Below are 12,818 nucleotides of genomic sequence, written 5' to 3'. Positions count from 1 at the left end.
AACCCATGCGCTCCTACAGCCCAAATTCTAGGAGCGGGCGGGCAATAAGCACCTCGTTTACCCCATGAAATGACGCTTTAAAACAACAGCCCCGCGCTGGCGGGGCTGTCGTTGCGTCGAAGAGGGCCCATGCGGGCCCCCAGGGTCAGTCGTTGGCGTAGATGTCCACGTCCTTGGTCTCGCGCAGGAACAGCATGCCGATCACCAGGGTCATGCCGGCCACGATGATGGGGTACCACAGGCCGTTGTACATGTTGCCGGTCTGGGCCACGATGGCGAACGACATGGTAGGCAGCAGGCCGCCGAACCAGCCGTTGCCGATGTGGTACGGCAGGCTCATCGAGGTGTAGCGGATGCGCGTGGGGAACAGTTCCACCAGCATGGCGGCAATGGGGCCATAGACCATGGTCACCAAGATCACCAGATAGGTCAGGATGACGACCATCATCACCTTGTTCATCTTGGCGGGGTCGGCCTTGGTGGGATAGCCATCGGCCTTCAGGGTGTCTGCCACGGCCTTCTTGAACTCAGCATCCTTGGCCTTGGCCTCGTCGGCGGAAATGCCCTTGCTCGTGTAGCTGGGGATCACGTCGTCGCCGATCTTGATGACGGCGGGCGTTCCGGCGGGCGCCTCTTCGTTGTCATAGCTGACCGAGCTGGCGGCCAGCACCTGCTTGGCGATGTCGCAGGAGCTCGTGAACTTGGCCGTGCCCGTGGGGTTGAACTGGAACGAGCATTCCTTCGGGTCGGCCACCACCACCACCTTGCTGTGGGCCTGGGCCGCTGCCAGATCCGGGTTGGCGGCCACGGTCAGCGCCTTGAACACGGGGAAGTAGGTCACGATGGCCAGCGCGCAGCCCAGCATGATGATGCTCTTGCGGCCTATCCTGTCGGACAGCGAGCCGAACACCAGGAAGAACGGAGTGCCGATCAGCAGCGCCGCGGCAATCATGAGATTGGCCGTCACCGCATCGACCTTGAGCTGCTGCGTCAGGAAGAACAGCGCGTAGAACTGGCCCGTGTACCAGACCACGGCCTGACCGGCCGTGAGGCCGAACAGGGCGATCAGCACGATCTTCAGGTTCTTCCACTGACCGAAGGACTCCGCCAGCGGCGCCTTGGAGGTCTTGCCTTCGGCCTTCATCTTGCGGAAGGCCGGCGACTCGGACAGCTGCATGCGGATCCACACCGAGATGCCCAGCAGCAGGATGGACACCAGGAAGGGAATGCGCCAGCCCCAGTCGTTGAACACGGCCTCGCCGGTGATGGTGCGCGTGCCCAGGATCACCAGCAGCGACAGGAACAGGCCCATGGTGGCCGTGGTCTGGATCCAGGCCGTGTAGGCGCCGCGCTTGCCGTTGGGGGCGTGCTCGGCCACGTAGGTGGCGGCGCCGCCATACTCACCGCCGAGCGCCAGGCCCTGCAGAAGGCGCAGGATGATGAGGATCACCGGCGCTGCCACGCCGATGCTGGCGTAGTTGGGCAGCACCCCGACGATGAAGGTCGAGAGGCCCATGATCAGGATGGTGACCAGGAAGGTGTACTTGCGGCCGATCAGATCGCCCAAGCGGCCGAAGAACAGCGCGCCAAAGGGCCGGACGATGAAGCCCGCGGCAAACGCCAGCAGGGCGAAGATGAAGGCCGAGGTGGGATCGAGGCCGGCAAAGAACTGCTTGGCGATGATGGCCGCGAGCGAGCCGTAGAGGTAGAAGTCGTACCACTCGAACACCGTTCCGAGGGAAGACGCGAGGATCACCTTGCGTTCCTCGGGCGTCATGGGCCCTGCGGCCACCTTGATGCCCGCGCCCTGTGTAGCGCTGATTGACATTGTTGTCTCCTGTCTATTTCGTTTGGAATCACAGGCACTTACAAGTGCCTGTCATCCCACTATCTGCGTCCCGACTGACGGCGCGCTGACGCCTTTCTTACGCAAGCTGACGCCAATCTGAACGCAGGCTTACAACCCAGGAAGAAACCCGTAGCCATCTTTTTTTGATGCGAAATATGGGGCAAAACACCGCAAATGGCGCGAAATTGCTGCATTGCAGCGCGTAAGCATTTGGTCAGTCGTGCTTCGCAGAATCCGCCCCGTTTGTGCATCGCATCACAGCCTTGCATGACGCATCACCCAAGGAGACAAGCATGACTGACCCCGTCGTTGAGAAGATTCAACGCCACCCGAAGTACCAGGAGCTGCGCGCCAGGCGCAACCCGCTCGGCATCGTCCTGACGATACTGATGCTGGTCGTGTACTACGGCTACATCGGACTGATCGCCTTCGACAAGCCCTTCCTCGCCAAGCCCATTGGCGCGGGCGTGACGTCGCTGGGGATTCCCATCGGCATGGGCGTGATCGTGTTCACGATCATCATCACCGTGTACTACGTGCACGTCGCCAACAGCAAGTTCGACGCACTGACCGAAGAAATCCTGAAGGACGTCACCAAATGAAGCGCGCACAGACATTTGCCAGCGCCGCGCTGGCCCTCGCCGGCCTCGCCGCCACAGGCCTGGCCCATGCCGCAGGTGGCGACCTGGGCGAAGCCGCCAAGCAGGAGACCAACTGGACGGCCATCATCATGTTCGCCGTCTTCGTGGTCGCCACGCTGTGGATCACGAAGTGGGCCGCCTCCAAGACCCGCTCGGCCGCCGACTTCTACACCGCGGGCGGCGGCATCACGGGCTTTCAGAACGGCCTGGCGATCGCGGGCGACTACATGTCGGCCGCGTCCTTCCTGGGCATCTCCGCGGCCGTGATGGCCTCGGGCTATGACGGGCTGATCTACTCCATCGGCTTCCTCGTGGGCTGGCCCATCATCACCTTCCTGATGGCCGACCGGCTGCGCAACCTGGGCAAGTTCACCTTTGCCGACGTGGCAGGCTACCGCTTCGCACAGGCGCCCATCCGCATCTTCGCGGCCTCGGGCACGCTGATCGTGGTGGCGTTCTACCTGATCGCGCAGATGGTCGGCGCGGGCCAGCTCATCAAGCTGCTGTTCGGCCTGGAGTACTGGGTGGCGGTGGTCATCGTCGGCGCGCTGATGATGGTCTACGTGCTGTTCGGCGGCATGACGGCCACCACCTGGGTGCAGATCATCAAGGCCTGCCTGCTGCTGGCCGGCGTGACCTTCATGGCCTTCATGGTCCTGGCCAACTACGGCTTCAGCCCCGAGGCGCTGTTCGCCAAGGGCGTGGAGGTGCGCACGCAGATCGCCGCCAACACCGGCAAGACACCCGAGGAGGCTGCCAAGGCCGGCCTGGCCATCATGGGCCCGGGCGGCTTCATCAAGGATCCGATCTCGGCCATTTCCTTCGGCATGGCACTGATGTTCGGCACCGCAGGTCTGCCCCACATCCTGATGCGCTTCTTCACCGTGCCCAACGCCAAGGAGGCACGCAAGTCCGTGGGCTGGGCCACGGTGTGGATCGGCTACTTCTACGTGCTGATCTTCATCATCGGCTTTGGCGCCATCACCATGGTGCTGACCAACCCCGAGATGGCCGACACCGTCAAGGGCGTGATCCACGGCGGCGCGGGCACGGCCAACATGGCCGCGGTGCTGGTGGCCAAGAGCGTGGGCGGCAACATCTTCTACGGCTTCATCTCCGCCGTGGCCTTTGCCACCATCCTGGCCGTGGTTGCGGGCCTGACGCTGTCGGGCGCCTCGGCCGTGTCGCACGACCTGTACTCCACCGTGATCAAGGGCGGCAAGGCCGACAGCGCGTCCGAGCTCAAGGTCTCGCGCATGACCACCCTGGCCCTGGGCGTGATCGCCGTGCTGCTGGGCATTGCCTTCGAGAAGCAGAACATCGCCTTCATGGTGTCGCTGGCCTTCGCGATCGCCGCCTCGGCCAACTTCCCGGCACTGATCCTGTCCATCCTGTGGAAGAACTGCACCACGCGCGGCGCGGTGATCGGCGGCTTCATGGGCCTGATCTCCTCCGTGGGCCTGACCATCGTGTCGCCCTCGGTGTGGGAGGCCACGCTGGGCAACCCCGCGGGCTCGGCCCTGTTCCCCTACTCGTCGCCGGCCCTGTTCTCCATGGTCATCGGCTTCGTGGGCGTGTGGCTGTTCTCGATCACCGACAACAGCGCCCGCGCCAAGCAGGACCGCGAGGCCTTCCCGGCGCAGCAGGTGCGCTCCGAAACCGGTCTGGGCGCCGCAGGTGCATCGGGCCACTGAGCGATCCACACAACAGAGGGAGGGGCGTGAAAGCCCCCGCCAAGCCGGGCCCCAGGGCCCGGCTTTTTCTTGTGCAGCGCCCAGTGCCTTGCGCCTGGGGTCAGGCCTCGCGGCGCAGGCGCCGCAGCTTGATGAAGGCCATGGCCGCCATCACGGCATCGTTGAGTGCGTCGTGGGCCTCGCGCTCGGGCAGCCGCAGGTCCTGCATGAGGGTGGCAAAGCGCAGGTCGATATCGGCATTGGCCTGCTGCTGGTAGGGCGGCAGCTGGCGGAACTTGTAGTCGTAGTACATGGCCGACACCTCGATCTTCTGCTGCGGCAGGCCCATGCCCAGCAGAGGCCAGATGGCGCGGTTGAGCATGGCCACATCGAACTCGAGGTAGTAGCCGACAAGCGGCCGGCTGCCGATGAAGCGCATGAGCCGGCGCATGGCCTCGTCCTTGGGCAGGCCACCGGCCACGTCACGCTCGCGCAGGCGGTGGATGCGCACGCTGTCGGCGCTCACGCCCTTTTCCGGGCGGATGAGCAGCTCCAGGCGCTCACTTGTCAGGATGCGCTCGCCCACGATGCGCACCGCGCCCACGGAGATGATCTCGTCGCTGCGGGTGTTCAGGCCCGTGGTCTCGCAATCGAGCGCCACCCATTCGTCGTGCGGCGGCGGGTCGAACATGTAGGAAAACTCCGGCTCGCCCAGGTGGTAGACCAGCCACCAGCGGCGCAGCCGCTCCCACCACAGCGGCGCCAGATTGCTGTAATGCCGGCTCATCGCAGGGTCTCCACGGTGCTCATACCGCGTCCATGCGCAGGCGCTGGTGCAGGAAGGCCTTGAAGCGCTTGACCACGGACAGCGTGTCCTTGAGCAGGTCGCGCTGCAGGCTGGTGAGTCTGGCCGGGTCGACATTGCCGGTCACGCTGCGCTGCATTTCCAGCTCGTCGAGGCCGGCCTGCAGGCGCAGCTCCATGAGGAAGTGCAGGCCCTGCAGCAGCTCCTGGCCCAGCTCCGGGTCGAGCTGGCCCTCGCCCTGCAGCGCGGCAATGCGCTCGGCCGTGCTCGTGGCCGTGATGCGCCGCGCCAGCGCCAGGCTGCGCACGCCGTGAACGATGGGGAAGATGCCCGCCTTCTTGAGGTTGACGAGCGTCACGTCCTCGATGCCCAGCAGCCGGCCCCACCAGCCCGCGGGGCTGCCGAAGGCGTCGATGGCCAGCGCGAAGCGGGCGATCAGCGCGTCGTTCTCGGCGCCCAGCTGGAACAGCCGCTGGCGCACCGCCGCCAGCAGCTGCGCGTCGCCGGCGACGGCGTGCGCGTCCAGAAAGATGGCCAGGTTCATCAGGCTGTCGCCCTCGGGCCTGAGCAGCCAGCCGCGCGCACGGTCGCCAAACTCGCTCACCGTGCCGCGCCAGGCCGGGTTGCTGACCATGATGTGGCCCGGGCATTCGGGGTAGCCAAAGCGCGCCAGCGCCTCGGAAAAGCGCTCGCAGATGGCCTGCAGGTCGGCCGGCGGCGCGTAGCCGTCGCGCAGCAGCAGGCCGTTGTCCTGGTCGGTCTTCAAGAGCTGCTCGCCGCGCCCCTCGCTGCCCATGACGAACAGACAGCTGTTGGCCAGCAGATCGGGTGGGGCAATCATCTGCCAGGCGCGCTCGAACAGCCGCGCATTGAGCTGCTGCACCAGCTGCGCCACCAGCGCGATGCGCGTGCCGCTGCGGTGCAACACCGAAACCAGGCGCGTGACCTGGGCCGCGGCCTGCTCGAGCGCGGCCAGGTCGCGCGCCTGCTCGATGTGCACCGTGATCAGGTGCGACTGGTTGGCTAGGAAGCTGAACAGGTCCAGCGCCTCGAGAATGCCCAGCACCCGGTCGTCGTCGCCCAGCACCGCCAGCCGGTGCACGCGCGCGCGCAGCAGCAGGGCCATGGCGTCGCCCAGCTGGTCGCCGGCACGCACGGTGACCAGCGGGTGGCTGGCAAGCTCACCCACGGTGATCTGCGTGAGCGGCCGGCCGTCGAGGATGGCGCGCTGCAGCGTGGTGTTGGAGAAGATGCCCAGGCCATCGGGCAGGCCGCTGACCAGCACGCTGGTCGTGCGCTGCTCCTGGAACACGCGCACCACGGAGACGATGTCCGTGCCCGCATCGACCACATGGGCCGGGCGCAGAAACGCCTGGTCCACGCGCGCGAGCGTGAGCGACTGCATCTCGTGCTGCTCGGCGCGCTGCGCCAGGGTGCTGAGCTTCTGCCCGAGGTCGGAAAACAGCAGCGCGCCGAAGCCGCGGTTGCGCGCGATCAGCTCCTTGACCGTGGCGCGCGCGAGTTGGTAGGCGACAAGCTCCTCGGCCACGGTGAAGCGGCTGCTGACGCGGCCCGCCACCAGGCCGCGGCCGTCGAAACAGTCGTCGGGCCCATATGTGGCCAGCACCTCCTCGCCCTCGGTCTGCGTGACAAAGCCCTTGATGATGACGAACAGATGCTCGGGCGCATCCCCCACGTCGAGCACCACGGCCCCCTCGGGGTAGTAGGCGATGTCCACGCTATCGCGGACCAGGGCCTGCTCCTCGGGGCTCAGGCAGTCGAACGGCGAGGCGGAGAAGTTGAAGGCGTTGGGCATGCGCCCGATTCAAGCGCCCAAGCCTTGCGGCACGCTTGCAGCGCGCTGCCAATGCGTGTCGAACCAGGCGTCGCCGTCGAGGCAGGCGCGCAGCATGGGCAGGCTGTCCAGGCCCCAGAACAGCCGGCCGTCGACCTCGAACGTGGGCACGCCGAACACGCCGCGCGCGGCCGCGTCCTCGGTGTTCTCGCGCAGCAGGCGCTTGGCACGCTCGGGCGCGCCCTCATCCTGGCGCAGCTGTTCGGCCAGTTGTGCGCGCAGGGCATCGAGCCGCGCGGGGTCGAGCGCATCCGCCCCGCCCTGCCAGACATGGCGCAGGATGCTGCCCGCCACGAAGCGGTTGACGAGGCCGTCGTCGCTGCACTCGAGCGCCAGGCGCAGCAGTGGCAGCGGCGGGAAGGGATGGCGCGCCGGCATCTCCAGCCCCACACCCAGACTGTGGCCCAGCCAGCTCACATGGCGGTAGGTCCAGGCACGCTTGGGTTCAATGCCCGCAGGGCCGGGGTTGCCATGCTGCTTGAGCAGCGCGCCCAGCAGCACCGGGCGGTAGCTCAGGCGATAGGACAGGCCCTCGAGCACCTGGGGCAGGCGATCGAAGGCCAGCCAGGCATAGGGCGAGACAAAGTCGAGATAAAAGGTGATGTGCTTCACGACAGCTCCTCAGGCAGCGCCAGCCCGGCGCGGCGCAGCAGCGCGGCCCAGATGGCGCGGCGCTCGTCATTGCCGGCCTGCGACCAGGCGCGGATCTCGTCCAGGGTACGGAAGCACCCCTCGCAATGGCTGCGATCGGGCGACATGCGGCACACCGAGATACAGGGCGATGGCACGGCCGCAGAATCAGATACAAATTGGCCTCCAGCGCTTATCTGGCAAGCGCGAGCAGCTAGCATTTTTGTTGAACTCATGGCTGTTGCGTGACATCTGCCAGGGGCGCACCCGTGAGCCGCTCCAGGTCCTGCGGCCGCAGCTGGAACACGCCATGCGGATGGCCGGCCGCGGCCCAGATGACGTCAAAGCGCAGAAGCTCGCGGTCGATCAGCGTGACCGGCGGCTCGGCATGGGCCAGGGGCGAGACGCCGCCGATGGAAAACCCCGTGCGCGCCTTGACGAACTCGGCATCGGCGCGGCCCGTCTTGCCCACCAGCGCATCCACCTTTTTCTCGTCCACGCGCCGGTCGCCCGAGGTGATGACGAGCACGGCCGCGTCGTCCGCCCGGCGCCGGAAGATGATGCTCTTGGCGATCTGGCCCACGGCAATGCCGAGCGCGTCGGCCGCCTGCTGGGCGGTGCGCGCCGCATCACTGAGCATCACCGGCATGTGCGGGTGACCGGCTGCCTCCAGGGCGGCGGCCACGCGGCGCACGCCCTCGGGCAGCGCCATCAGTTCGGCTCCACACATGACGCCTACCCCTCGCGCTTGTTGATAAGCGCCACGGCCGTGCGCGAATTGGGTTTACGGCCCAGAAAGTCGCTGATGTACGCGCCCGCGTCCACCAGCCTGTCGAGGTCAATGCCCGTGGCTATGCCCATGCCATTCAGCATGAACACGAGGTCCTCCGTGGCCACATTGCCCGTCGCGCCCTTGGCATAGGGGCAGCCGCCCAGGCCGGCGATGGAGGACTGGAAGTTCCACACGCCGAGCTCCAGCGCCGCCAGCGTGTTGGCCAGGGCCTGGCCGTAGGTGTCGTGGAAATGCCCGCTGATCTGGTCGATGCCGAAATGCTGCGCGGCGGCCTCGATCGCGCGCTGCACCTTGGTGGGCGTGCCCACGCCTATGGTGTCGGCCACGTCCACGCGCTCCACGCCTATGCCCTTCATCAGGCCGGCCAGGTAGGCCACGCGCTCGGGGGCGATGTCACCCTCGTAGGGGCATCCCACGGTGCAGCTCATGGCGCCGCGCACGGCCACGCCGGCTGCCTTGGCGGCCGCGACGACGGGCGCGAAGCGCTCGATGCTCTCGGCAATGCTGCAGTTGATGTTCTTCTGGCTGAATGCCTCGCTCGCCGCGCCGAAGACGACGATCTCGTCGGGCCTGTCAAGCGCGGCCGCCTCCCAGCCCTTGAGGTTGGGCGTGAGCACGCTGTAGCGCACGCCGGCCTGGCGCGTGATGCCGGCCATGACCTCGTGGTTGTCGGCCATCTGCGGCACCCATTTGGGGCTCACGTAGCTCGTGACCTCGATTTCCTTGAGGCCCGCGTCCTGCAGGCGCCGCACCAGTTCTATCTTGGTAGCGGCGGGCACGGGTTGCTTTTCGTTCTGCAGGCCGTCGCGCGGGCCTACGTCGATGATGCGGACTTGGGATGGCAGGGGCATGGTGGTTCCTTGGGGTCAGTAGCCGCGGGCATGGTCGACGATGCCCGCGATGGGCTCGCCGCGTTCGAGCGCCGTCATCTTGCGGGCGATCTGGGCAATGCTCTCGTCACGCAGCGTGCGCGCCGAGGTGTGGGGTGTGAGGGTGATGCGCGGATGCTGCCAGAACGGGTGGCCCGCGGGCAGCGGCTCCGTGCGGAACACGTCGAGCGTCGCGCCCGCCACATGGCCGCTTTCGATCAGCGCCAGCAGGTCCTCATCGACCAGATGCGCGCCGCGCGCCACGTTGATCACATAGGCGCCGGGCAGCAGGCGCGAGAGCGTGTCACGGTCGATGATGTCCCGCGTCTCGGGCGTGAGCGGCAACAGGTTGACCAGCACACGGGTCGCGGCCAGGAAGTCGTTGAAACCCTGCTGCCCGCTGTAGCAGCGCACGCCATCGAGCTGGCGCGGTCCGCGGCTCCAGCCCAACACGGGAAAGTCGAACTGCGCCACGGCACGCGCCACGCGCGCGCCGAGCACGCCCAGGCCCATGATGCCGACGGGAAAGTCCTCGCGCAGGCGCGGCCTGCGGTAGCTCCAGCGGCCGGCGCGCATGTCGGCCTCGTAGCCGTCGAACTCGCGAAAGTGCCGCACCAGCGCATGGCACACATATTCGGCCATCTGCACGGCCATGCCCGCATCGTCCAGGCGCACCACGCGCATGGCGGGCGGCAGGCGCAGCCCCAGCAGCGCATCCACGCCCGCACCGATGTTGAACAAGGCCTTGAGGCCCGCCTGCTCGTCGATGAACTGCTGCGGCGGCGCCCAGACCACGGCGTAGTCGGCCTGGGGCGCGCCCGGCTGCCAGACGGAGACATCCGCGCCCGGCAGCGCGGCAGCCAGCCCCTCCAGCCAGGGTTCGGCCTTGGCACCGGTACAGCAAAAGGTGATCTTCATGGCACCGTAGCCTACCCCGCCTGGCCCGTGCCTGCGCTCAGGCCGCGGAAAGCCTGAGCAACTCGGCGCCCTCGGCTACCTGATCGCCGGGCGCGTAGAGCAGCTCGGCCACCACGCCGTCGGCCGGCGCGGCGATGGTGTGCTCCATCTTCATGGCCTCCATCACGGCCAGGGGCTGGCCCTTGGCCACCTTGTCGCCGGCCTTGACGGCGAACGACACCACCTTGCCCGGCATGGGGGCCGTGAGGCGCCCGCCCTCGCCCGCGGCCTCGCCGGCATGGGCCAGCAGATCGAGCGCCTCGATGCGCGTGGCGCCCTGCGGCGTGAAGACATGGTCGCTCTCACCCTGGGCGTAGACCACGGCACGCGTGCGCTGGCCCGCGTACTGCAGGTCGATGGCGCCGCCGGCCGCGGGCGCGAAGGCCAGCGGCCCGCGCACCGCGGACTCGCCCTCGCCCACCTCCAGGCCGTAGCCGCCATCGCGCTCGTAGCTCAGCCAGGCCTTGGCATGCTGGCCGCCGAAGTCGAACTCGAAGCGGCGCCGGCAGGGCGTGAGCGAGCGCCAGCCGTCGCGGCGGCCGAACGGGTCGGCGCCCTGCCCGGCCTGCTCGCGCTGCAGCTGGCTGGCCACGGCGGCGGCGGCGGCCAGCGGCAGGCCGACCTTCTCCTGGCCGAACAGCCGGGCCTCTTCGCGCTGGATCAGCGCCGTATCGAGCCGCGCCTGCGTGAACGCGTCGCTTGCCACCACATGGCGCAGAAACTGCACATTGGTCGCCAGGCCCACGATGTGCGTCTGGGCCAGCGCATCGTCGAGCCGCGCCAGCGCCTGCGCGCGGTCGTCGCCATGCACGATGAGCTTGGCGATCATGCTGTCGTAGAACGGGCTGATGGCGTCGCCCTCGCGCACGCCGTCGTCGATGCGCACCGGGCTGCGCTCAAAGCTGGTGCAGGCGGGCTTGCAGTAGACGGCGAGGCGCCCGGTGGCGGGCAGGAAATTGTTGTCGGGGTTCTCGGCGCAGATGCGCGCCTCGATGGCGTGGCCGATGATGCGCAGCTCGTCCTGGCGCTTTGGCAGCGGCTCGCCGCTGGCCACGCGCAGCTGCCATTCGACCAGGTCTTCGCCGGTGATCGCCTCGGTCACCGGGTGCTCGACCTGCAGACGGGTGTTCATCTCCATGAAGTAGAACTTCATCTGCTCCGGCGCCTCGTAGCCGCCCGGCTGCTCGACGATGAACTCCACCGTGCCCGCGCCCACGTAGCCCACGGCCTGGGCCGCGGCCACGGCGGCCTGGCCCATCTTCTGGCGCATGGCCTCGGTCATGCCGGGAGCTGGTGCTTCTTCCAGCACCTTCTGGTGGCGGCGCTGCACAGAGCAGTCGCGCTCGAACAGGTAGACGCAGTTGCCTTGGCTGTCGCCAAACACCTGGATCTCGATGTGGCGCGGGCGCTGCACGTATTTCTCGACCAGCACGGCATCGTTGCCGAAGCTGTTGATGGCCTCGCGCTTGCAGGATTCGAGCGCAGCGGCGAAGTCCTCGCTTTTCTCCACCAGGCGCATGCCCTTGCCGCCGCCGCCTGCGCTGGCCTTGATGAGCACGGGGTAGCCGATGGCGTCGGCCTCGCGCTGCAAGAGCTGCGGATCTTGATCGACGCCCTGATAGCCGGGCACCAGCGGCACGCCGGCCTTGGCCATGAGGCGCTTGGACTCGGCCTTGAGGCCCATGGCCAGGATGGCGCTGGCGGGCGGGCCTATGAAGACCAGACCGGCCGCGGCGCAGGCATTGGCGAAGTCCTCGTTCTCGCTCAAGAAACCGTAGCCGGGGTGGATGGCCTGTGCGCCCGTTTGCCGGGCGGCCTCGATGATGCGCTCCCAGCGCAGGTAACTGTCCTTGGGCGCGCTGCCGCCGATGTGCACGGCCTCGTCGCAGGCGGCGACATGCTTGGCGTTGGCGTCGGCGTCGGAGTACACGGCAACGGTCTTGACGCCCAGGCGCTTGGCGGTAGCCGCCACCCGGCACGCGATCTCGCCTCTGTTAGCAATCAGGATTTTTTGGAACATTCAGGCCACCTTGGCAGAAGCAGAAAACACGGAGGAAACGCGCCGCAGCACGGCGCGCAGAAACTTGAACAGCACCACCAGCAGCAACACCGATACCAGCAGCGCCACCGCGAGCGCGATGCCGAACGCCAGCGGGTGCTGCGTGGCCAGCCAGACGACGCCCACGACCAGGCCATCCTCCAGAAACGACAGGCCCCAGTTGGAGAACGGCTCGGGCGAGGTGTTGGCCGCCGCGCGCGTGGTCATCTTGGTGGCCAGCGCCGTGGCCGACAGCGTGCCGCCGAGCAGGCCCGCCGCCACGGCCATGGTGGCGTTGTCGGCGCCGAACACGCCGGCCGCCAGCAGCGCGCCCGCGGGCACGCGGATGAAGGCGTGCAACGCATCCCAGGCGCTGTCCAGCCAGGGCAGCTTGTCGGCAAAGAACTCGACCAGCAGCATGAAGCCGCTGGCGGCCAGCACCAGCGGGTGCTGCAGCACGGTCAGGGCCGGCGGCAGCGCCAGCCAGCCCAGCGCGCCCATGCCGCCGACGAGGAACACCACGGCATAGAGCCGCAGCCCGCTGGCCCAGCCCAGGGCCGCGGCCAGCGCCAGCAGGCCGGGCATGTCCAGCTGCTGCGTGGCGCGCGCCGCGCCCTCGGCCACGGCCTGGGCCGTGTCCGCATCGATGTGCAGGCCCACGCGGTGGAGCCATTGCACAAAGGAGAGCCAGAGGGTGTCCATCGCAGC

The 12,818-nt window shown here is 67.7% G+C and carries 12 protein-coding genes; 2 read left to right on the top strand and 10 right to left on the bottom strand.

The features are described from left to right. Positions 1 to 145 precede the first annotated feature (145 nt). Positions 146 to 1,828, bottom strand: coding sequence for an MFS transporter (locus tag ABUE11_RS02795; protein ID WP_367067544.1), 1,683 nt, complete (start codon positions 1,826 to 1,828; stop codon positions 146 to 148). A 314-nt stretch (positions 1,829 to 2,142) separates the two neighbouring features. Here ABUE11_RS02795 and ABUE11_RS02790 point away from each other — a divergent pair, with 314 nt between their 5' ends. Then, complete coding sequence (locus tag ABUE11_RS02790; protein WP_367067543.1) at positions 2,143 to 2,451, top strand: DUF485 domain-containing protein; 309 nt, start codon at positions 2,143 to 2,145, stop codon at positions 2,449 to 2,451. Next, positions 2,448 to 4,184 (top strand): cation acetate symporter, encoded by a 1,737-nt coding sequence (locus ABUE11_RS02785; RefSeq protein WP_367067541.1) that lies wholly within the window; start codon positions 2,448 to 2,450, stop codon positions 4,182 to 4,184. The genes ABUE11_RS02790 and ABUE11_RS02785 overlap by 4 nt, the downstream gene beginning before the upstream one ends. Before the next feature lie 100 nt (positions 4,185 to 4,284). On the opposite strand, the gene ABUE11_RS02780 is transcribed toward ABUE11_RS02785, so the two are convergent. The 9 genes from ABUE11_RS02780 to ABUE11_RS02740 are packed head-to-tail and all read right to left on the bottom strand — an operon-like array spanning position 4,285 to position 12,812. Then, a complete protein-coding gene (locus ABUE11_RS02780) occupies positions 4,285 to 4,950 on the bottom strand; it encodes a 3'-5' exonuclease (protein WP_367067540.1) in 666 nt (221 codons plus the stop codon). 19 nt (positions 4,951 to 4,969) lie between these two features. After that, positions 4,970 to 6,784 carry a DUF294 nucleotidyltransferase-like domain-containing protein gene (locus ABUE11_RS02775; protein ID WP_367067539.1) on the bottom strand — a complete coding sequence of 605 codons (1,815 nt, stop codon included), beginning with the start codon at positions 6,782 to 6,784 and terminating at the stop codon, positions 4,970 to 4,972. Between the two features lie 9 nt (positions 6,785 to 6,793). After that, positions 6,794 to 7,435, bottom strand: a complete 642-nt coding sequence (locus ABUE11_RS02770; protein WP_367067537.1) for a 2-hydroxychromene-2-carboxylate isomerase — start codon at positions 7,433 to 7,435, stop codon at positions 6,794 to 6,796. Further along, positions 7,432 to 7,689: a DUF1289 domain-containing protein gene (locus tag ABUE11_RS02765; protein ID WP_367067535.1), complete on the bottom strand. Its 258-nt coding sequence runs from the start codon at positions 7,687 to 7,689 to the stop codon at positions 7,432 to 7,434. The genes ABUE11_RS02770 and ABUE11_RS02765 overlap by 4 nt, the downstream gene beginning before the upstream one ends. Further along, a complete protein-coding gene (locus tag ABUE11_RS02760; protein ID WP_367067533.1) occupies positions 7,686 to 8,183 on the bottom strand; it encodes a YbaK/EbsC family protein in 498 nt (165 codons plus the stop codon). The genes ABUE11_RS02765 and ABUE11_RS02760 overlap by 4 nt, the downstream gene beginning before the upstream one ends. A gap of 5 nt (positions 8,184 to 8,188) precedes the next feature. After that, positions 8,189 to 9,097 (bottom strand): hydroxymethylglutaryl-CoA lyase, encoded by a 909-nt coding sequence (locus ABUE11_RS02755; RefSeq protein ID WP_367067532.1) that lies wholly within the window; start codon positions 9,095 to 9,097, stop codon positions 8,189 to 8,191. 15 nt (positions 9,098 to 9,112) lie between these two features. Beyond that, positions 9,113 to 10,033, bottom strand: coding sequence for a glyoxylate/hydroxypyruvate reductase A (locus ABUE11_RS02750; RefSeq protein ID WP_367067530.1), 921 nt, complete (start codon positions 10,031 to 10,033; stop codon positions 9,113 to 9,115). 37 nt (positions 10,034 to 10,070) lie between these two features. Then, positions 10,071 to 12,092, bottom strand: coding sequence for an acetyl/propionyl/methylcrotonyl-CoA carboxylase subunit alpha (locus ABUE11_RS02745; protein WP_367067528.1), 2,022 nt, complete (start codon positions 12,090 to 12,092; stop codon positions 10,071 to 10,073). Next, on the bottom strand, positions 12,093 to 12,812 hold the full coding sequence (locus ABUE11_RS02740) for a DUF4126 domain-containing protein (protein ID WP_367067527.1): 720 nt from the start codon (positions 12,810 to 12,812) through the stop codon (positions 12,093 to 12,095). Positions 12,813 to 12,818: the final 6 nt, after the last annotated feature.

The sequence above is a fragment of the Oryzisolibacter sp. LB2S genome, from assembly GCF_040732315.1.
Lineage (GTDB): Bacteria > Pseudomonadota > Gammaproteobacteria > Burkholderiales > Burkholderiaceae_C > Alicycliphilus > Alicycliphilus soli.
This window is presented reverse-complemented; position numbering and strand designations above follow the sequence as displayed.